This window comes from Candidatus Leptovillus gracilis, from assembly GCA_016716065.1.
GTDB lineage: Bacteria > Chloroflexota > Anaerolineae > Promineifilales > Promineifilaceae > Leptovillus > Leptovillus gracilis.
This window is the reverse complement of record JADJXA010000003.1, coordinates 435,222-456,356: the sequence shown is the minus strand read 5'-3', so window position 1 is coordinate 456,356 and position 21,135 is coordinate 435,222. Positions and strand designations below refer to the sequence as shown.

General features: G+C 59.6%; 11 protein-coding genes and 1 pseudogene. 4 read left to right on the top strand and 8 right to left on the bottom strand.

The window, feature by feature from the left end; translation table 11 throughout:
- Positions 1–223 precede the first annotated feature (223 nt).
- On the bottom strand, positions 224–3,892 hold the full coding sequence (locus IPM39_10910) for a tetratricopeptide repeat protein (protein MBK8986573.1): 3,669 nt from the start codon (positions 3,890–3,892) through the stop codon (positions 224–226).
- A gap of 146 nt (positions 3,893–4,038) precedes the next feature.
- Between IPM39_10910 and IPM39_10905 the strand changes: the two genes are divergently transcribed.
- The 3 genes from IPM39_10905 to IPM39_10895 all read left to right on the top strand — a co-directional run bounded on the left by IPM39_10905 (position 4,039) and on the right by IPM39_10895 (position 15,577).
- Positions 4,039–4,257 (top strand): hypothetical protein, encoded by a 219-nt coding sequence (locus IPM39_10905; GenBank protein ID MBK8986572.1) that lies wholly within the window; start codon positions 4,039–4,041, stop codon positions 4,255–4,257.
- A 25-nt stretch (positions 4,258–4,282) separates the two neighbouring features.
- Positions 4,283–8,461, top strand: a complete 4,179-nt coding sequence (locus IPM39_10900) for a S8 family serine peptidase (GenBank protein MBK8986571.1) — start codon at positions 4,283–4,285, stop codon at positions 8,459–8,461.
- A 72-nt stretch (positions 8,462–8,533) separates the two neighbouring features.
- On the top strand, positions 8,534–15,577 hold the full coding sequence (locus IPM39_10895) for a carboxypeptidase regulatory-like domain-containing protein (GenBank protein ID MBK8986570.1): 7,044 nt from the start codon (positions 8,534–8,536) through the stop codon (positions 15,575–15,577).
- A 27-nt stretch (positions 15,578–15,604) separates the two neighbouring features.
- Here IPM39_10895 and IPM39_10890 read toward each other — a convergent pair whose 3' ends face one another.
- Positions 15,605–15,913 (bottom strand): hypothetical protein, encoded by a 309-nt coding sequence (locus tag IPM39_10890; GenBank protein MBK8986569.1) that lies wholly within the window; start codon positions 15,911–15,913, stop codon positions 15,605–15,607.
- Between IPM39_10890 and IPM39_10885 the strand changes: the two are divergent.
- A pseudogene (locus IPM39_10885) lies at positions 15,889–16,041 on the top strand (Tn3 family transposase). The gene IPM39_10890 and the pseudogene IPM39_10885 sit on opposite strands and share 25 nt — an antisense overlap.
- Before the next feature lie 16 nt (positions 16,042–16,057).
- Here IPM39_10885 and IPM39_10880 read toward each other — a convergent pair.
- The 6 genes from IPM39_10880 to IPM39_10855 all read right to left on the bottom strand — a co-directional run bounded on the left by IPM39_10880 (position 16,058) and on the right by IPM39_10855 (position 20,889).
- The gene (locus IPM39_10880) at positions 16,058–16,288 is read right to left on the bottom strand and encodes a hypothetical protein (GenBank protein ID MBK8986568.1); all 231 of its coding nucleotides are present in this window, start codon (positions 16,286–16,288) and stop codon (positions 16,058–16,060) included.
- 30 nt (positions 16,289–16,318) lie between these two features.
- Positions 16,319–16,627 carry a hypothetical protein gene (locus tag IPM39_10875; GenBank protein MBK8986567.1) on the bottom strand — a complete coding sequence of 103 codons (309 nt, stop codon included), beginning with the start codon at positions 16,625–16,627 and terminating at the stop codon, positions 16,319–16,321.
- Positions 16,628–16,935: 308 nt separating this feature from the next.
- Positions 16,936–18,285 carry a tetratricopeptide repeat protein gene (locus tag IPM39_10870; protein MBK8986566.1) on the bottom strand — a complete coding sequence of 450 codons (1,350 nt, stop codon included), beginning with the start codon at positions 18,283–18,285 and terminating at the stop codon, positions 16,936–16,938.
- Positions 18,282–19,313: an FAD:protein FMN transferase gene (locus IPM39_10865; protein ID MBK8986565.1), complete on the bottom strand. Its 1,032-nt coding sequence runs from the start codon at positions 19,311–19,313 to the stop codon at positions 18,282–18,284. Before IPM39_10865 ends, IPM39_10870 begins: the two co-directional genes overlap by 4 nt.
- Positions 19,310–19,684, bottom strand: coding sequence for a hypothetical protein (locus tag IPM39_10860; GenBank protein MBK8986564.1), 375 nt, complete (start codon positions 19,682–19,684; stop codon positions 19,310–19,312). Before IPM39_10860 ends, IPM39_10865 begins: the two co-directional genes overlap by 4 nt.
- Complete coding sequence (locus IPM39_10855) at positions 19,657–20,889, bottom strand: FMN-binding protein (protein MBK8986563.1); 1,233 nt, start codon at positions 20,887–20,889, stop codon at positions 19,657–19,659. Before IPM39_10855 ends, IPM39_10860 begins: the two co-directional genes overlap by 28 nt.
- Between the last annotated feature and the right edge of the window lie 246 nt (positions 20,890–21,135).

Here is a 21,135-nt window from a genome sequence, read left to right as displayed (position 1 = left end):
CGCCACGCGCATCAACCTCTACGACGGCTGCGCGTCATGCTCCTGCCGGGGTAGGTTAAGCCAGACGGCCGTAGATACCTGCGACGCCATAGGCCGCCCCTTCACGAACCGCTCTGGATGTTTCTCATAAGTCGTGCCCAGTTACGGCCATCATGCAAACCGCTAAAATTGTAGAGGACCGCTTCCAGACTGGGGTGAACCGTGCATAATTCCATCAGTAAATTTATTTGAAATGTGCCTGGCTCAGTAACGCCTGATGCCAGGGAATGTTGTGGTAATAGGCGTGGCGCAGTTCCTGGCTCTGAATGTGGGCCATGTGGGTTTGCAATTGCGTTACGGCCGTATGCCAAATCACATCACATCGGGCATCCCCATTGGCGGCCAAAATCTGGACGCAGTGCCAGTAGTTGAGAAAGTCGTACTCGGTTCCGGCAAAGCTGCCCCCGGCGGCCAGATAGGTTAGCACCTCCTCCAGAATCGCCAGCGCCCGATCCGGCGCGCCCTGAGCCAGGTTAAGCGCCGCCAACGTCGTCAAGGATTCCATGAGCAGGTTGGCATTGTTCAGTTGCCGCCGCCGGGCAACGGCCGTTCCCAACACTTCCTCCGCCCGCGCCAACTCTCCCGCACCCAGCAACGCCAATCCCAACCCCGTCAGCGCCACCGCCTCGCCAATGCGGTCGCCAATGCGCTGCGCGATTTGCAAGCTCTGTTCGTGATGGGCGGTCGCCGCCGCGTATTGCCCTTGCATATACGCCACGGCCCCCAGGTTGTTCAGCGTTTTGCCTTGCCCCTCCTGGTCATTCAACGCCCGCCGAATGGTCAGACTTTGCCCGTAATAGGCCAACGCCTGCTCATACTGCCCCAAATTGGCCGCCACCAGCCCCAAATTATTCAGCGTGCGCCCCTTGCCCAGTTCGTCGCCCACTTCTTCCAGAATCGCCAGACTTTGTAGGTGCCATTGCCGCGCCTGCTCGTACTGTCCCTGAGTGCGGGACATAATGCCCAAATTGCCCAGCATGATGCCCATTTGCAGCCGGTCGCCAATTTGCTCCTTGATGCGCAGACTTTGCTGGTAATAGGCGGCCGATTGTTCATAGCGCCCTTGCCCCCAGGCCAGCAGCCCCAAATTATTCAGCGTGTCGCTGGCCCCCGCCTGATCGCCAATGTCCTGGTAAATGGCGAGGCTTTGTTGATAGGCGTCGGCCGCCTGCTCATAGTCGCCTAAAAACCAGGCCACGACGCCTAAATTTTTCAGAATCTCCGCCTCTGTGGGGCGGTCGCCGGTGTCGCGCACGCTGTCCAGGCCGGCTTGTAAATATTCGCTGGCACGGCCGTAAGCGCCATGCCGCCATTCAATAATGCCCAAATCCTTCAGCAAGCGGCCTTCATGGGGGCGGCTGCCAATTTGCCGCGCCAGCGTCAGCGACGCCTGGTAGTGAGTGCGGGCGGCGGCATAATCGCCGTGAATGGTGGCAATCTGCCCCAAATAGCGCAGCGATTGCGCCTGCTCCAGGGGCAAGATGTCGTGCTGGCGGGCCAGGGCCAACGCCAACTGGCTGTGCTTTTCGCTTTCGCCAATCTGCCCCTCGCCAAAGCGGATGGCCGCCAGACGCACATGGCCGATCACTTGCAGGGGGGCATTGTGGAGTTCTTCGCCAATGGTAACGGCCGTTTGCGCCAACTGCACCGCTTCGTTCAGATTCACCACCCGCTGCACGAAGTAGGATTGGGCGGCCGACAACTGCCCCAACAGCAGCCGGGCCTCGACCGTGGGCGGCGAGGTTGCCAACTGGCGCAGGGTTTGACCCAATAAGGTGTGGGCTTCGCGGAAGGAGCCGGTGAGGCGATAGAAGCTGGTCAAACCGGGGAGCGCCTGACGCACTATCTCTAGCTGGTTGGTGGTGGTAGCCCATTGCCAGGCGGTGCGGATGTTGCTCATCTCGGCCTGGATTTCGCGCAAAACGGCCGTTTCGTTTTCCAGTTGGTGCGCTCGTTGCTCGATAAACAGGGCATAGTAGCGGGCATGGTTGGTGCGCACGGCGTCCCTGTCTATCTGTAAAGCGGCCAGCTTGTCGGCGGCAAAATGGCGGATGAGTTCGTGCATGTCGAAACGGCCGTTGCCCACCGCCCGCAGCAGCGACTTTTGCGTCAGCGCCAGCAGCAAGGCCATCGGCACACGAGCAACGGCCGTTGCCGCCGCCGCCATAAAACCACCCTGAAACAGCGAACATTGCGCCAGCGCCAGCCCCTCCTCCGGCGACAACCGCTGCCACGAATAATCAAACACCGCCTGCAAACTCTGATGCCGCGACGGCAAATCATCCTGTCCCAGCGCCGTCAGCGCCTGGTAATTGGCCGTCAGCGCCGCCCGGATCGCCGCTGGCGATTGGTACGCCGTCAGCGCCGCCGCCATTTCAATTGCCAGCGGCAGCCCCTCCACCAACTGGCAAATCCGCACCACATCGGCCAGATTGTGGTCATCCAAAATGAAATCTGGCGCAATGCGGCTGGCCCGCTCGGTGAAGAGCTGCAAACTGCTCATGGTAATCAGGTTGGGCATCTGGATTGGTTGGGTGTCGTCGGGCACTGGCAGCCCATGCAGGCGCACCACCATCTCCGCCTGCACATTCAGCCGCTCCCGCGAGGTAATCAACAGCGACAGATGGGGGCAGTTGGTCAGCAGATCCAGCAGCAGCTTTTTTCCCGCCGACAGGTGTTCCACATTATCCAGCACCAGCAGCAGGCGTTGGTCGCCGATCATCTGGTACAGGTTGGCGGCGGTGGCTGGCTGCGGGTTGGCAACGGCCGTTCCCAACACATCCTCCAGCGCCCCCACCAACTGCTCCACAGCCATCTGCGGGTCTGGCGCATGGGGCAAATGTGCCAGCGGCACAAACCAGACGCCACCGGCAAAATCGGCGGCCACTTTTTGGGCGGCGGCAATAGCCAGCCGGGTTTTGCCAATGCCCCCTTCGCCCATAATGGTCACCAACGGATACCGGTTGCTGCGCAGATGATTGGTAACGGCCGTTAACTCCTCCTGGCGACCAAAAAAGGGGGTGAGCGGGCGCGGCAAGTGGGGTTGGCGGCGCAGTTCGGCAGGCGCAGTGGGCTGCGCCGCCGGGCCAACTTCCCCGGCCACAATTTGGGCATACAACGCCTCGGTCTGACTGGTTGGCGCAATGCCAAATTCGGCGGCCAATGTCTGGCGGCACAACGCATACTGGGCAACGGCCGTTTCCCGCTGCCCCATATAGGCCAACAACAACATCCGCTGCCGGTGCGCCGATTCCCGCCACGGCTCCAGTTCCAGCAGCCGCTGCGTTAGCTCCAGCCCCATGCGCCACTTTCCCGGATGCTGTGCCGCCTGCTCCACCAGGCCATCCATTTGCGTTAGCGCCAGCTCATGCAGCCGCTCCCGCCACAACATCTGCCACTCCGCAAACGGTTCGGCCTGCGGCACATAAAAGCCCGCCAAAAACTCCCCTTGATACAAATTCAATGTCTCATACCGCTGCTCATCGCTGAGAGCGGCCAACTGCAACTGCTGCTGAAACTGCTCCACGTCCAGGTAATACGGCTGCTCCCGGTCAAACGCCAACGTCTGGCGCGTAATCAGCAAATGTTCAGGGAACTGCTGGCGCAGCAAGGGCAAAATATCGCGCAAATTCTTCAGCGCCCGGCTCTCTTCCACATCCGGCCACAACAAAGAGGCCAGCCACAAGCGGGTTTGCGGCTGACCGGTCACGACCAGATAAATGAGAATGGCCTGGGCTTTGATAGACAGATCATGGGTGATGTTGATCTGATTGCGGACAATTTGCGGCTGCCCAAACAGGTGTAATGACAAATTGCTCATAAGGTCTAACCAGACCTGACAGGTTTTTGCCATCGTGATCGCCTGTCAAATATGCCTCGAAAACCTGTCAGGTCTTTTCGTTTCTCCGTATCACGCTCCGTTTTCTATCGGCGTTTTACCGGCGTTCCATCGGCGTCCGTTTGTTATTGTACTGCATGAAGGTAAACAAAGGTGAACAAGTGACATCAGCAGACCACGCTTACCGCGTATTTATTGTGCGTTGTTGGGATGATGGGGAAGCGCCAGTAGGCAATGCTTCCCGTTTTGTGCTGGAAATTCCCCGCACCAATGAACGCTATGGCTTTACCAGTCCGGAAAATTTACTCAAAGCATTGCAATACCAATTGAATTCCCCCGGCGTACCAGCCGCATCCAGCCTCAACCCCGATGAAAAATAGGAGCGAAGAATTGAGAGGAAACCGTATGCAACAACGTCTATGGCTCATTTTAGTGACACTCTTGGCGACAATGGGTCTTATTTCGGCCGCTTTTGCCCTCAACGAAACAACCACCACCCGGCAGCCCATCGCCACCGCTCCCGATGACATCTCGCTCGTTACCAGCGATAACCCCACCAAACAAGCAGCGCGGGATTTACCCCAGCCCCACACCTACATCATTGTGCTGGCCGATGCGCCGCTGGCCAGTTATGCGGACGGCAAGTTGGGTTTTGCCGCTACCAGCCCCGCCGCCACCGGCGACCAACGGCTGGATATGACCAGCGTCAACGGCCGTAGCTACCACGCCTACCTGACGGCCGTACAAAACAACCTCCTGCACACCCTCAGCGTCGCCTACGGCCATACCCTCACCCCCTTCTACCAATTCACCGTTGCCCTCAATGGCATCACTGTACAGTTGAGTGCTGAAGAAGCCGAAGCCGCCGCCAAAATGCCTGGTGTAACGGCCGTTATCCGCGACGAATGGCACTTCCCCACCACCGACGCCACCCCCGCCTTCATTGGCGCTACCGCCCTGTGGGACGGCAGCGCCACCGGCGGCCTGCCCGGAACCAAAGGCGACGGCGTCATCGTTGGCGTCATAGACACCGGCATCTGGCCGGAACACCCCTCCTTCACCGACGACGGCAGCTACCCGCCGCCCCCGGATTTCTGGGGCGGTTACTGTCAGCCCCCCGCCGACGGGCAAAACTACTATTTCTGCAACGACAAACTGATTGGCGCTCAATTCTTTCTGGAAGCCTACGTGGCTGCCATGGGCGGAACCTACAACGGCGATTTTCACTCCGCCCGCGACGACAACGGACACGGCACGCATACCGCCTCCACCGCCGCCGGTAACGAAAACGTCCCCGCCACCCTGCTGGGCATACCGCGCGGAACCGTCTCCGGCATTGCTCCCCGCGCCTATGTGTCTGCCTACAAAGCGCTCGGCCCCTACGGTGGTCTGACCTCTGATCTGGTCGCCGCCATTGACCGCGCCGTCGCCGATGGCGTGGATGTGATCAACTACTCCATTGGTGGTTCCAGCCGCGACCCCTGGCAAGAGCTGACGGCGTTGGCCTTTTTGAACGCCCGCGCCGCCGGTGTGTTTGCCGCCGTTTCCGCCGGTAACAGCGGGCCAGGAGCCAGCACTGTCGCTTCTCCCGGCGACGCCCCTTGGGTAACCACCGTAGCGGCCAGCACTAGCAACCGCCAATACCTCAGCGACATCACCATCACGCCGACCATTTCCACCACTGTGCCGTTGTATGGCGCCACCCTCACCGGTGGCGTGACCGATTTTGTGCTGGTGGACGCCGCCGATTACACCGATACGCTGGGGCAAAACGGCCGTCTCTGCCTCAACCCCTTTGCCCCCGGAACCTTCGCCGCCAATGAGGTGGTATTGTGCGAACGGGGCATCAATGCTCGCGTAGACAAAGGCGTCAACGTGGATGCCGGTGGCGCGGGCGGCCTGATTCTGGCTAACGCCGAACCCGGCGATTTAGCCACCGACCCCTATCCCTTGCCCGCCGTGCATGTGGATGCGGCGGCGGGCGCGTTACTGCGTCAGCACATCGCCGACCAGTCGCCGGTGACAGTTTCTTTTACTGGCAGCACGGCCGTATTAGCCCCTGACCCCCGCGTACCCGTAGACCAGATGGCCGCCTTCAGTTCGCGCGGCCCCATCCAGCATGGTGGCAGCAACTACGTCAAGCCCAGCATCACCGGGCCAGGCGTGCAAATTTTGGCCGGACAAACCCCCTTTGCCAATGGCGCTCCCACCGGCGCACTGTTTCAGGCTATCTCCGGTACCTCCATGTCCAGCCCGCATGTCGCCGGAGCGGCCGCTTTGCTCGTAGCCCTGCACCCAGACTGGTCGCCCGCCGAAATCGAATCGGCCCTCATGACAACTTCTAACCCCAACCACCTGAAGCATGACGGCGTCACTCAGGCCGATGCCTTTGACATGGGCGCAGGGCGGCTGGACTTGTTTGTCGCCAGCAAAGCAGGGTTGGTCTTGCATGAAGAAACCAGCAGCTACCCGGCGGCCAACCCGGCAGCAGGCGGCAATCCGGCCGAGCTGAATATCGCTTCGTTGGCTAACAGCCAATGCCTGGCGGAATGCAGTTGGCAGCGGACGGTACGCAGCACATTGCCCTACACGGTGACGTGGACGGCCGTTGTCCCCGAAATCGCGGGCATTGACCTCACCATTACGCCTACTCAGTTCGACATCGCCCCTGGGCAGAGCCAAACCCTCACCATTAGCGCCAATGTGGAACAATTTGCCCCGGATGGCGCCTGGCATTTTGTCAGCTTTGCCCTGCAACCAGATGACACCGACGTTCCTCAAGCTCATTTCCCCATTGCCCTCCTACCCACCAGTTCTATCCTGGTAGATCGGGTGCTGGAAACCAGCCACTTCAAAGACGGCCGTGTGGATGTGCCAGTAATCGCCCGCCAAATTTCCGATCTCACCCTGACGCCTGTGGGGCTGACCATCGGCGATGTCACCACCGCTAACCTGCTGGAAGACCCCACGCCTGAAGACCCATTCGACAATTTGAATGACGGCACAACCTTCTTTATTACCATGACTGTGCCTGCCGATGCGCTGCGACTGGTGGCCGAAACCACCGAATCTACCGCTACTGATATGGACCTGTTCGTGGGTACGGGGGACACCCCCTCGGCGCAGACGCAAGTGTGCAACAGCACCTCCCCGCATCCTATGGAGTATTGTCATGTGCCCAACCCGGCCGCCGGTATATGGTGGGTGCTGGTGCAAAATTGGCAAGAAAGTGACAACGCGCCGGATTTGGCTGTACTGATAACGGCCGTTGTCAGCAACGACAATGGCAACGTCAACGCCACCGGCCCGGCCACCGTTCCGGCCGGGCAGCCCTTTGCCGTCACCGTCAACTGGCAAAAAGAGGCGCTGACCCCCGGCGACCGCGCCTATGGCGCAGTGGTCATGGGCACAGACGCCGCCCATACAGACAACGTGGGCGTGATCAATCTGGACATTGTGTACACCGGCGCCGCCCTGGTCAGCCTGAGCAGCAATGAGCTAGACATCTCCCAGGGGACAAACCAGGTACACACCCACACCCTCACCATAAGTAACCCTGGTGATATTGCCCTCAACTGGACGGTAAGCCAGGAAAGCGCCGCCAGCCAGATCACGCTGGATTTGGCCGGGGAAGCCCCGGTCGGGGAAGCTCCGGTCGGGGAAGACTCGGTCGCCGACCCCACCTACTTTCAAACCATCGGTAGCTTCGCCCCCTTTAGTCAAATGACCAATCCCAACCCACCGGCGACTGCTTGGTCTGCCAATCAGCCCAGCAGTGGCCAAACCATCGCTCTGACTTTAGACGACGGATCGCCGGAGACCAGCTTCGGCGCCAATGGACGGGAGTTCATCTGGCTCAACCGCTTCACCCCGCGCCAGATAGATTACCCATTTGCCCTCACCACCGTGCAGATTTTGTTCGACGCGACGGCGCTGACCGGCGTGCAGGTGGGCGAATTGGTAGACATTTACGTCTATCAGGACGCCGATGGCAACCCGAACAGCGGGGCGGTGCATGTGGGCAGTATCCACAATGCGCCGGTGCAATTTGCCAATGGCACCGACTTTTCCACCTACCAATTCGACCAGCCGCTTCGTCTAACTGGCCCCGGCGATGTGCTGATTGCGGTGGTAAACCGCACCGCCGGTATTGCCAGCGGCGGCTATCCGGCGGCGATGGATGCCACCTCCAGCCGCCAACGCTCCTGGATTGGCCTATACAGTGCGGGCGCGCCTGCCGATCCGCCAACGATTCCGGCCGATCAGGACTGGGGGTTGGTGGATACCTTTGGCGCACCGGGCAACTGGATGATTCGCGGCTTTGGCGAAAAGTGCGGCGCCGCCGACATAGATTGGCTGAGTGTCAGCCCCACCAGCGGCGTGACCGCACCGGGTGGCAGCAGCGATCTGGCGCTGACGGTGGATACCCAGGGGCTAGAGGATGGTGTGTACACGGCCGTACTCTGCCTGGACAGCAACGCCATCACCGACGGCAGTGAGCCATTCATCCGCGTGCCAATTACGGTAACGGTAGCACCGCAGATGCACGACTACGACATCTTCCTGCCATTCATCATCAAATAGGTTTCGTAATGCGTGAATCCTTACGCATCACGCATCACGCCCAATTAGTTATTTAGATTAGAGGAGAGAAATATGCACAAGAAACGATTTTTTTGGGGAACAGCGGCGGTGGCTTTGCTAACGGCCGTTCTCATCCTGGCCTCCTTTGGCATCACCCGCGCCGATGAAGGCAGCGGCACAGTCGGCCCCCCGGCCATCTGCGCCGAATTAACCAACCCGGAGTCCACCTATACCGGCGTCGCCTCCATCTGGCTGCGCGACCTGTGCGGGGTGGCGCCGGAAAAAGCGCCACAAACCGCTAACGCCGCGCCCGTCGTGCAACTGGCGCTCAATCCCGACGTGCCGGTCAACGACCCCAGCGGCGATGGCGGGCAAGCCTACGCCCAAAGCACCACCAGCAGCGCCATCAACGCCAGCACCGGCACCGTCTGCACCGCCTATATAGATGTGTTTCATGGACAGAACGAAGGCAAAGGGTACATCGGCTTTAGCCGCTCCACCGACAATGGCGATTCCTTTGAGGATAAGGGGAGCATTGATGATTCGGTGCTGAATTATGGCAACCCCAGCCTCGTCTGGCGGGCCAGCGATGGCTATTTCTACCTCTCGTCACCGCTGGATCAAGACCAGGGGACAGGGGTCTGGCGCTCCACCGATGATTGCCAGAGCTTCGACTACTTCTCCAGCCTGGATTTGCGTCTGGAATATGGGGTGGATGACATGCAGATTTTGGCTGTGGATAACAGCCCGTCTAGCCCGTATTACGGCCGTTTCTATGTTGTCTGGTATGGCGAATTCGATACCATCCAATTCAGCCGCTCCGATGACGCCACCACCTGGAGCGGGCGCGTCACCGTCAGCAGCAATACCAATTTCGACTACATCACCCAAACCCCTTGGGTCACCACCGGCCCGGATGGGGCTGTGTACATTCTGTGGAACCAAAACAGCTATCCCTGGGATAGCGCCTGGGCTTTCTCCATCGAGGGCGTGCACTCCAACAATGGCGGCGACAACTTTGCCCCCATCGCTTCCCCGCTACCCTCTGCCGTAATGCCCCGCGCCGCCACCGTGGATTGCGGTTTCCGCGTGCCGGGCTTGCTGGGCGGCATTGCCTATTATCCGCCACCACCGCAACTTGTGGCCGGAGCCGATGGCGTGTTGCACATGGTCTACAGCTATGACCCCGATGGCTTTGATACGGGGGATGTGGTGGATGTCTTCTACCGCCGGTCGCTGGACAATGGGCAAACGTGGGAGCCGGAAATCCGCCTCAACGATGACGCCACCACCACCGACCAATATTTCCCCACCCTCAGCGTGAATGAACACGGCCGTGTCGCCGCCAGTTGGTACGACCGGCGCGACGATGCCGCCAACAACTTCTTGTTCAAGTATTACATGCGTACCTCGTTTGACAACGGGGTTACGTGGGAAGCCAGCCAGGCCGTCAGCGATGTGCAGTCGCCTGTCTTTGCCGACCCCAGTGTCATGCAGTGCTATCACGGCTTTTACGATCAACAACTGCAAACCACCGACAGCGCCTACCTGTTCTGGTCCGATAATCGCAACATTACCGCGGCGGTGTATGACCCCGACGTGTTCTCGGAGCGGATTGATTACCCGGCGGACTTTGTGCTAACGGCCGTTCCTGCCAGCCAGTCCGTCTGCACCACCGATTCCGCCGTGTACGATGTGGCCTTAGCCAGCATCGGCGGCTTTGCCAACCCGGTCACACTCAGTGCCAGCGGCGAACCAGCCGGGGCCACAGTAACCTTTGGCGCGAACCCGGTCACGCCGGATAACGCCACCACCCTCACTCTCTCCACGCTGGCGGGGGCTGCGCCCGGCAGCTACACGCTGACCATTACCGGCGCCGAAGGGGCGCTCCTTCATGCCACCGATGTAGACCTGCACCTGGCGGATGTGGTTCCGACTGGGGTCACGCTCACTGCTCCGGCGGATACGGCCGTAGACCAACCCGTCACCCCCACCTTTAGCTGGAGCGCGGACGCAACGGCCGTTACCTACACCATCGAAATCGCCACCGACGCTGCTTTCACCAACATCATCCACAGCGCCGAAACCAGCGACGCCAGCCACACCCCCGCCGCCTACCTGGACACCAACACCATCTACTACTGGCGCGTGATCAGCAACAACGGCTGCGGCGACACAACCTCCGCCGCCTTCAGCTTCACCACCCTCAACGCCCCCGCCATCCTGCTGGTAGACGACGACGACAACTTCCCCGATGTCCGCAGCAGCTACACCGACGCCCTCGACGCCCTGGCTCAGGGTTATGATGTTTGGGACACCAACGGCGGCGAAAACCAACCGCAAGAAAGCGACCTCGCCCCCTACAACATGGTCATCTGGTTCACCGGCGGCGATTACAGCGCCGGCCCCAGCCCCGCCACCGAAGCCGCAATGACCGCCTGGCTGCCGCAAGACAACTGCGTCTTCATCTCCAGCCAATCCTATTTGAACAACATGACCGCCTTCCGCAGCCAATATCTGGGCACGCGCTCCTTCTTTGGCCCTTACCCACCCTACTACTCCGTCAGCGGCGACTGGGTGGTGTATGGCGGTCTTGGCCCCTACAGCCTCACCTATCCCTTTTATGAAAGCCCCAAAGCGATCCTCGCCAACGCCCTCGGCCAACCGGCCTTTGTGGCGGGCGCAGATTTCGCCGGGGTAAACGTAGACAATGCCCTGTTCAAATCCACCACCCTGGGCTTCCCCCTGGAAGCCGCCGATGACGCCGCGCGGCAAGAGGTGTTGGCAACGGCACTGGATTGGTGCAGCAATGGCGTAGAATACGGCTCGTTAACTGGCGTCGTCACCGACCTCGATTCCACTTTGCCGATTAAAAACGCAGCAGTTACGGCCGATAACGGCAGCTTCCCCATCACCTTCTACACCAATGCTAACGGCAGCTACAGCAGCGATTTGCGCACCGGTTCCTATACCGTCACTGTGGCCGCCGCCAACTACCAAAGCCAAACCTTTAGCGGCGTTGTGATCAACGACAGCAGCGCCACCACGCTGGATGTGGTCCTGCAAGGCAGCCTGCTCAGCTATGCCCCGGCCGCCGTGGAAGATACGGTGGAATTAGGCGATGTGGTAACCCAAACCGTCACCCTCAGCGCCTCCGGGCCGCTGGATGTGGAGGTAGCGCTCACTCCTTACACCACCCTGCTGGATCGCACCTATGGCATCTACGCCAGCGTAGCGCCACAGCCAACCATCTTCCACTTCAGCCACAACGATCCCACCGATTTGACTTTGCTGGGCAGCTTCCCGTTGGGCGGCTCCGTTGGCGGCGACTTCTTCGGCGATGATTTCTCCGTGGTCTATGCCCTGGCCGATCTGGGCGATTCCGACAACAGCAATGACCAACTGGTCAAGATTGACACCCTCACCGGAGCGATAACCGTTGTGGGCACATTGCCAGCCGCACCCGGCTGGGAACAATACAGCGCCATGGGGTACGATCCGGTCACGAATCAGATGTACGTCATCAGCAGCTATGCCGACTTCTTTGGTACGGGCGGCAAAAGCCTGCACACCATTGATGTGAATACAGCGCAAACCACGCTGCTGGGTGCTCTGCTCTCGCCATTCCAGATGGAAATCGGCTCGCTGGCTTTTGATGATACCGGCACACTCTATCTCCATGATAGATGGAGTCAGGATTTGGCGACGGTTGATCTGGAGACGCTGGTGGTTACGTACATCACCTCTGGTGGGATGCAGCCTGTTACGGAATTTAACAGCGGTATGGATTGGGACCCGGTAACTCGGCAGATGTATGTGACGGTGTTTAGCTTTACCACCAACAGCAGTCTGTATACCGTGGATTTGCAAACGGGTGCAACGACCTTTGTGGAGCAGTTTGGCTCGGTTGCGCCGGGTAACGATGGTCTGATTGCGCCGACGTGGATTGCTTTTGCTTCCGCGCCATTGCCCTGGGCAACGGCCGTTCCTGATCAACTCGCCATCCCCGCCAACAGCAGTGTGGACGTGACGGTGGCGCTCGACACTACCGGTCTCTATGACCTGGGTGATTACAGCGGCGGGCTGGCCTTCAGCGGCACGCATGTCAACGCGCTGGCCTCCCAACCCATTACCCTGCACGTCACCTGCGCCGATTGCGGCGTGTTGAACGGCGATGTGCTGGATGCCTGGTTTAACGAGGCCGTGGCCGCCAATCTGCACATCACCGGCGACACGGGCATGGACATTCAGCTCACCGGCGTAGAAAGCTATGCGGTGACTGTGCCGGCGGGCGATTACACCATCACGGCGACCGCGGTGGGTTATCTGAGTGAAGTGGTGCAGGTAACGGCCGTTAGCGCCACCACCACCACCACCGACATCAGCCTCACCCCGGCGGCCAGCTTCTTAGAGTACGCCCCGGCCAGCGTCGCCGTCACGGCGGAAATTGGCGACCAGATCACCGAAACCGTCACCGTCTCCAACACCGGCACCACCACCATGACCTTTGCCGTGCGCATGGACAACTTCGACGTGCCCGCAGCGGTACGCAGCGCCGCCCTGTCCGCCATCACCAATCCCGGTGTGAACATATTGGCTCCCGTAGACATTCTGGCCTACGGCGTACAACAAGAAGGGATTGGCGGCGCGTTGGCCTGGTTCAACCTGAACACCCCCGGCTCCATTGAATCCAGCGGCAATGTCATTGCCGATCATGGCTCCCTGCGCGGCGGTGACTTCTGGGACGATGACTATTCCCGGCTCTACGCCTTTGAAGAAAGCAAGCTCATTGCCCTGGATGTGCCCACCGGCGACAAAGAGGTGATTGGCGCACTGCCGATGATCTCCACCTACACCACCTACTCCGGCATGGCCTATGAACCCGTCACCGACAAAATGTACATCCTGCACGCCTATGAATGCTACCTGGGCTACAGCCTGTACACCGTGGATGTGACCACTGCCGCCGCCACCTTTGTGGCTCCCATTACCGGAACCGGCTGTCTGGATTCGCTAACGGCTGATGATGCGGGCAATCTCTACACCATTGACATGGACAACGATGCGCTGATCGCCATTGATCCGACAACCGGCGCGGCTACCATCGTGGGCAGTTTGGGTTTCGACGCCAACACCTTCTTGCAAGGGCTGGCCTGGGATTCCGCCACCAACCAACTGTATTATGCCGCGACCGATGTGTCGGGCTTCCCATTTGTGCAGAAGCTCTATCTGGTGAGCACAGCCACCGGCGCGGCTACAGAAATTGCCGATATGGGGTTGAGCAACATGGGCGGTTTGGCGATTGCCTCCGATGCGGCGGAATGGGTCAACTTCCCCACCTATCGCATGGAAGTGCCGCCGGGAATGCAGATGACGTTTGACCTGGTGTTCGACTTGCGGAACATGGCGCAAACGGGTGATTACGCTTCGGAGATGGTCTTCGACGGCAACTTCATCAATGAACCGGCCAATCTGCCCGTCAGTCTGGCGTTGGGCTGTACCAATTGTGCAACGCTGGATGGCGCGATTACCGCTGCCGCCACCGGCGATCCGCTGCCGGCCCGCATTGATGTAACGGGGCCGAATGGCTTTGCGTACACCGGCCAAAGCAAAGACGCTTACAATCTGACGGTGCAGCCGGGCGATTACACCATCCAGGTGAGCCGTGCCGGATATGTGCCGCAAAGTGTGGTGGTAACGGCCGTTGCCAACGCCACCACCACCACCAACTTTGCCCTCATTGCCAGCGAACCAGAGATCAGCTACAGCCCCGCTGCCCTGCATGAGGTGGTGCCTGTGGGCGATACGGCCGTAAGCAGCTTCAGCCTGACCAACGACGGCAATGCGCCCTTCGACTTCACTGTGTTCGACAGCGACTGGAGCGGCAACATGCTGCCCACCGTCCCCTACACCTCCTGCGGCGCAGCCGATGCCTTTGGCTATAGCTGCCTGGACAGCAACGCGCCGGATACGCCCATTGCTTACAACTGGGTAGACATCAGCGCCACGGGCACATCTCTGGGCCTAAGCGGAGCCAACGACTTTTACGCGCCATTGCCCATTCCTTTCGCCTTCACCTTCTATGGCAGCAGCTACAATGAACTGGCGGTTGGCTCTTATGGGCAGGTCTTCTTTGAAGATCGGCAGCCAGACCCCAACTTTGGCGGCAACCAACCCATTCCCACCGACATGATGGATGGTGTGCAAACCTTCATCGCACCGCTGTGGGGCAACCACACCTACGACACCAGCGTGCAAACCCATTACCAGGTGCAGGGCGTGGCCCCCTACCGGCGGGTGATCATCCAATGGACGAATGTGGAGTCTGGCTCCTGGCCTTATTCGCGGGTGACGTTCCAGGTGATCCTGTTTGAAGAGGGCAACATTCTGATGCAGTATCACACCTTGAATGACCTCACCGGCGATAGCGCCACCATCGGTATTCAGGGCGACGCGACAACCGGTTTGCAATATGGCTTCGATCAGGCGGTCTTGTCGGATGAGTTAGCTGTCTGCTTCTTGCATCCCGACTCCACCAACTACGATTGTGGCCTACAACCGCCGGACGCGGCCTGGATGAGCCAATCGCCCACAAGTGGTGTGGTGGATGCCAGCGAGACGGCGGATGTGGAGGTGCTGTGGGATGCAACGGCCGTATTGCCCGGTCTGTACAGCGGCAGCATCCACTTTGGCAACAGCTACAACGACCCGATGATGGTCGCCGCAACCATGCGGGTGGTGAACATGGAACTGCTTCCCGCAGAAGACGCCGCGATTGCGCCGCCCGGCGAAACGGTGCAATACACCCTCTCGCTGACCAACATCGGCCCGATGACCGACACCTTCACCATTGAAGCCGCGAGTGGTTGGGAAATCAGCATCGCCCAAAGCAGCGTGGCGAATCTGGGCGACAGCCTGGAAATCACGCTGGCGCCACAGGAGACGGTGGAGTTGTTGGTGACGGTGACGGTTCCGGCGGACGCGGTGCAGGGGGATGTGGATACGGCCGTAGTCACGGCCACATCCAACACCTACAGCGAATCGTTTGTGGCGGCGGAGCTAACGACCACGGCGCAAAATTATCAACTCTTCTTGCCGGTGGTTGCCAAACCTTAGTTGGGATGGTTCGTGAACCACTCTGGTTCACGAACCATCCCCTGACATGCATGAAGCGTGATGCGTGAACTTTTTCCACGCATCACGCTTCTTTTTGTCTCCCACAGCCGCCCCCAAGATGACGGGAATACCCTCCGTTTCAGTGAACAATTTGGATTTTTTGCATATCCCCCGCCAGAACGTAATCTGTGGGGGTATCTGTCTTTGCAGCGCCAGGTAGAGAATAATAATCGGCAGCATGGACAGCACCAGACCAGCCATCGCCAGCCCAAAGTCCGAGGTAAATTGACCAAAGAAGGAGAACGAGGAAAGAGGCAGTGCTGCGCCACTGCACAACCATGCAGGTAGATCGCAACTACGTGGACAGTCACGGTCAAAGTGAAGTCGCTTTCGCTTTTTGCCATCTATTGGGTTTTCAGCTCATGCCCCGCTTCAAAAATATCCACGAACAAAAGCTCTCTCTATCAGCCAATGGCTGGACTAGAGGCGGTCCGGGCCAGAGGTGCGCAAGGTACGCATTTCAGCGTCGGGACGAAATGAGGCGTTGCGCAGGCCGAGGGTATGCAGCTTTTGCAGCCATTGGCAATCCACCAGGTCGGACTTGCGACCAGGCATGTGCTTGATATGGCAGGCATTGACCACGAAACAGATAATGCCGCGCGCTTCCAGGAGTTCAAAGTTGGGAATCCGGTAGACGCCGGTGGATTCCATGGCCACGGTGGTGACGCCGTAACTAAGTGATCAACTAGAAATTACATGGCCCAGATTGGACCAATCTCCAAGATTGGTCCAATCTAAAAAACAGGAAGTTATTCTTAGACGATTACTAAGCAGCCAATCGGCCAGTGCTTCCAGGTCTGGGGTGAAAGTGGCGAAATAGCGGGCCGTTTCGCCGTCATGATGGGGCGAGGCAGCAGTCCAAGTCTCGCGGGAACCGATGTCCAGACCGGCAGCATGGGGATTGACCACGGCCTGGTTTTTGAGTTCGGCGACCGACTTGATACGGCAGGGCTGGGTGGGGGTGGTACGGGACTTGTTTTGTTTGCGCATGATAACCTCCAGAGTAAAGTTGAGATATCATGCCAACCCATTGCCCAATAACAAAGGTAAATTCCTGATCAGGGTCACGACGAGCGTGCCGCTGGTGGTGAAATCACGAGGGCAAGGGAACCAGGTTGCACTGCGGGCTATGGTCATGAAGAGCCATATGACATCAAAGGAATAGTACGGCCTTGCTTTTGGCGTGATAGGCACAGGATACCCGCTGAGGGTTGGAACGGCGACGCGGTTTCTCTGGTGGGGGAATACCCCGCCAGGTATGGGAGGTTACAGAAAACGTAGCCGGAGTTAGCACCGTTTTATCCATGCCCAACTCTCTCAAGGGAGCCGCGCAATGTTTCTGCCTTCGCCATCAGCGATTCCTCGCCTAATTCCCGGTAGGTTTCTATGGCTTGCTGGCAGTAGGCCAGCGCCTGGGCCGTGTCTCCGAGGTCGCTGTAGGCAAAGGCCAACATCATTTGCTGTTCGCCTACTAGCATGGCGTCGTTCAATTCCAGCCCTAAACCCAGTGCTTGCTGCGCGGCCGTTACCGCTTCGGCAAGCTGCCCTGTTTCGGCCAACACGGCGCTGAGACGGCCGTAAACCTGCCCGCTGGCTGCCTTATCCTGCAACTGCCTGGCCCGTTTCAAGGCTGTCTCATACGCCGACAGCGCTGCATCCAGGTCGCCCAGATCGTAATAGGCATAACCAAGCTGGTTAAGCATTGTCATCTGCCACGACCAATCCTCACTCTCTTCGACAATCGCCAGCCCGCGTTGTAAATGAGGCAGCGCCCGCCGCGCCTGCCCTTTTTCTACCAGGTAGGCGGCCAAAAGATTGATGTTGGCGATTTCTGCGCTTGTATCTTGTATTTCATGCGCCATGCGAATCACCTGTTCGCCATAGAGCATCACCATGCTCGGCTTGTCCTCGGCCACATACAAACGCATCAGGCTGCCGAGGGCGCTCATTTCGGCCTGTGGATTGTTCAGTTCCGCAGCCAGATTGAGGGCTGTTTCCAGCAATTCTCTGGCGCCATCGGCCGCCCCACTTGCCTGCAATACATTACCCATTTGGAGCAGATAAAGACATTCCGCCGGCCGCTGTCCCAACTGTCGCGCCAACTGTTGGGCCGCGCCAAAATACTCCAACGCCTTTTCCGACGATTCCAGGCTGGCAAAAACGGCGCCTATCTTGCCCGCCAGACTCATGGCCCGCAAAGGGTCGCCGGACGAAAGGGCCACGCCATATGCCTGTTCCCAGCGGGCGATGGCTTTGGTTCCCTGCCCCATCTCCAATTGCAGGTTGCCCAGTTGGGTCAGGGCGTCCGCCAAAAGCGGTGCATGGTTGAGCGCTTTAGCCATGTTTTGTGATTTGTGCAGGGCGATCTGGGCAAAGTGGGAATTGCCAAGGCGCATCAGGCACATCCCCTTATAACCCCACAGCCGCGCTTCCAGCGGCTCATCTTTTATTTCCTGGGCCAGGGCCAGGGCTTCTTCGTATTGGGTAAGCGCTTTGGGGACGTTGCCGTCGTCCAGATGGCACTGGGCCAGGTGGATGAGGGCGTGAATCAGGGCGGTTGGCTCGGCCTGGGCGCGGGCGCGGGTTACGGCCGTTTCCAAGCGGACAAGCTGTTCGTTCGGCGCAGTCACATGGGTTGGTTCACTCATTTGCTACTCTCCAATTTGCCATCTCCTGCGGCCGGAAAGCCGGCTGTCTGCCGGACCTCCAGCGCTTTGGTAACAACCAGGGCTTCGACATGGGGCAGGCGAGCGGCGAGCGCCAGCCCTGCATCACTGCCTAAGACCATCACGGCCGTACTCAGCGCATCGGCGTCGGTGGCCGAGGGAGCCAGCACGGTCACGCTGGCCAGATCGGTCGGCGAAAGCCCGGTGCGCGGGTCGAGAATGTGGTGCTGGCGAAAATCTTGGCTGAAGCTGTGCTGGTAATCGCCAGAGGTGGCCGCGGCGCGCATGGTGATGGGCAGCACGCGCAGCAGCGCCCCGGCGGTAGCGCGGGGATGGCTGATCCCCACGCGCCAGGGGGTCCCGTCGGGATGTGCGCCCAACCCCATCAGATCGCCGCCCGCTTCGACCAGGATGTTGGGAAAGCCGTGAGTTTGCAACACGGCCGTTGCTCCATCCACCACCCGCCCTTTGGCAATGCCATCCAGCGTCAGCGCCATGCCCGGCAGCCCCAGGCGAATGTGCCCGGCGCTGGCTTCGATCTGGCGGTAGTCTACCAACGGCCGTTGCCCGGCGGCCGGCAGTCCGGCGCGATACGCATCCAGCAGCGGCTTGACGGAAATGTCGAACGCGCCGCTGGTCAGGTCGCTGTACTGCCGCGCCTGCTGGATGATGCCTAGCAGTTCGGTCGGCGGAGCGGCCAGATGGCCGCTCTGGTTGAGCCGCGCCAAGGGGCTGCCCGACTGGCGGTGGTCGAAGAGGGCAATCAGGCGCTCCATTTCGGCGAAGGTGGCGGTGATGGCGCTGCGGGCGATGGCGGCGTCATCGCCAATGATCGCCAGATTGATGACCGTGCCCATCAGCGTGCGCGTCTCGTGGAAGGTGGTGAATCGTTGTCCGAAAGGCCATCGTTTGCCGATGAGACATACGCCGGAAACGGCCGTAGCCGCGGCTGTCATTTGCAAGAACTGCCGCCGGTTCAGGGTGGGGGGAGAAAGGTTCGCCAGGGTCATGGTTTTGGGGTTGCCTCGCGGGTGGGGGTGGGTACGGCCGTTGCTTCACCCTGGCCACGCCCCTGGCCGCTGCCAGAGCCATGTGAACCTTCGTCGGCGTCGGGAGCGGGTGTGCCATTTAACTGCTGCCGAAACTCTACCGCTTCGGCGGTGATGGTTAGATAGACGTTGGGGTCCATTTCATATCGCTCCCGATAATAGCTGGGCGTGGCTGGTTGGTCGGTGGTCAGCCCTTCGGCCCAGATGAGGCCGATCAGGATAACGCTGAGACCCACAAAGCCGAGCAAGAGGAAGCGTTTGCCCTTTTCATGTTTGGCGCGGGCGCGGGCGGCGTCGGCGCGGTCTAGCTCTTCATGATTCGTTGACGCCATTGCGCCCAAGCCTCCTTCAACCAGCGCCGAACGGCAGCGATCATATCCACCACCGGATCAATGGGGCACAGGTAGTTACAAAATGGCCGGTAGGTCATCAGGCTGGCAAAGACGACTACCAGTAGAAACACCCACTGCACGGGTGTCCCGCGCAAGTCAAACAGCGTGGCAAAGGGTTCGTAGCCGGCAACGCCGGGTCGGCGCAGCGCCAGACCCAGGAGAACGGCCGTTAATGCTAGCCCGCGCTGCACCCACTTCAAAGGCTCGTTCAGATCGCGCGGGTGGTACCGTTTGGCGCGGGAGACGGCGGCGACGCATTCCTGGAACGCGCCAAACGGACAGAACCAACTGCAATAGGGGTTTTTGGCGTCTACCGTGGTAACAAATAAGATGCCGCCGATCAACATATACCAGTAGAGATTGCTATGCCAGTCGGGCCAGTAGCCGCTGAGCAGGGAGATGATCATGGTGATGGTCAGCGGCGCGGTGTAGATGAAGCCGAGAAATACCATGCCGGCGATGAGCGTGCCCCAGCGCACGCGCTGCTTCCAGGGGCCGCCGCGCAGCTTGTGACCGACGTAGCCAGAAGCAAACAGCAGCACCAGAATCAACTCCGGCCAACCGACCTGGATAGGCTGCTTTTCGGGGGGGAGAGGAACGTTCAGACCATTGGCGGCTATGTCGCGCACGGCCGTGCGTACCGCGCTGGCTACCCCCTCCGCGCTCACCGTTGCCCCGGTCACGGCATCCAGGTCTTCACCGAGTTGCAAAGGTGCTGTAAGGGGCTTATTGGCGTAACTAGACAATAAATCGCTGTTGTCCACCAGGCGGAAGAAGCCTGGCGATTCACTTTGTTCCACCACCATGACGCCCAGAAGGTTGCCATCTGGGTCTACACCTACCAGCATCACGATGGGGCCGCTGTAACCGGGCGCGCTGCCCGCCGCCGCATAGCCCACCAGATTGCCGTCTGCGTCGTAGCCAACAAAAAGCCCATCGGTGAACTGAATGCTGGCAGCGCCGGGCAGCACATTTTCCACCAGTGGCGATACGTCGGCCCCGGCTGTCAGGTAGCCATAGAGCCAGGCAATGACCACCAGCAGCACGGTTCCCACAATGAGAAAGTGTTCGCGCCGCTGCTGTTTTTGCCTTTTTGAAGGCGGGCGAGGCGTTAAGGGAATGACAATCGGATCGGGATTGCTCATAATTCCGCTTCTATACCTGACAAAATGCCAGTTTGTATCTTTTGCCAGTAGGAATGTAACACAAAATGGGAGAGGGGGTTGCCCCTCTCCCATCTGTTAACCTTTCAGATTGACCCAATGAGCTTCATCGGGGGTAACTGTTCACCACGGAGGCACGGAGGGCACAGAGATTAAACCGTAAAGTCTATGTCTCTGTGGTGCAATCCCAGCCGGGCTGTATAGTTGCCATCGGGGAATGTGTGGTCT

Coding starts and splice junctions, on each gene's coding strand:
- IPM39_10900 (MBK8986571.1), top strand. CDS start 4,283: ATGCAACAACGTCTATGGCTCATTTTAGTGACACTCTTGGCGACAATG.
- IPM39_10895 (MBK8986570.1), top strand. CDS start 8,534: ATGCACAAGAAACGATTTTTTTGGGGAACAGCGGCGGTGGCTTTGCTA.
- IPM39_10870 (MBK8986566.1), bottom strand. CDS start 18,285: ATGAGTGAACCAACCCATGTGACTGCGCCGAACGAACAGCTTGTCCGC.
- IPM39_10865 (MBK8986565.1), bottom strand. CDS start 19,313: ATGACCCTGGCGAACCTTTCTCCCCCCACCCTGAACCGGCGGCAGTTC.
- IPM39_10880 (MBK8986568.1), bottom strand. CDS start 16,288: ATGGAATCCACCGGCGTCTACCGGATTCCCAACTTTGAACTCCTGGAA.
- IPM39_10910 (MBK8986573.1), bottom strand. CDS start 3,892: ATGGCAAAAACCTGTCAGGTCTGGTTAGACCTTATGAGCAATTTGTCA.
- IPM39_10855 (MBK8986563.1), bottom strand. CDS start 20,889: ATGAGCAATCCCGATCCGATTGTCATTCCCTTAACGCCTCGCCCGCCT.
- IPM39_10860 (MBK8986564.1), bottom strand. CDS start 19,684: ATGGCGTCAACGAATCATGAAGAGCTAGACCGCGCCGACGCCGCCCGC.
- IPM39_10875 (MBK8986567.1), bottom strand. CDS start 16,627: ATGCGCAAACAAAACAAGTCCCGTACCACCCCCACCCAGCCCTGCCGT.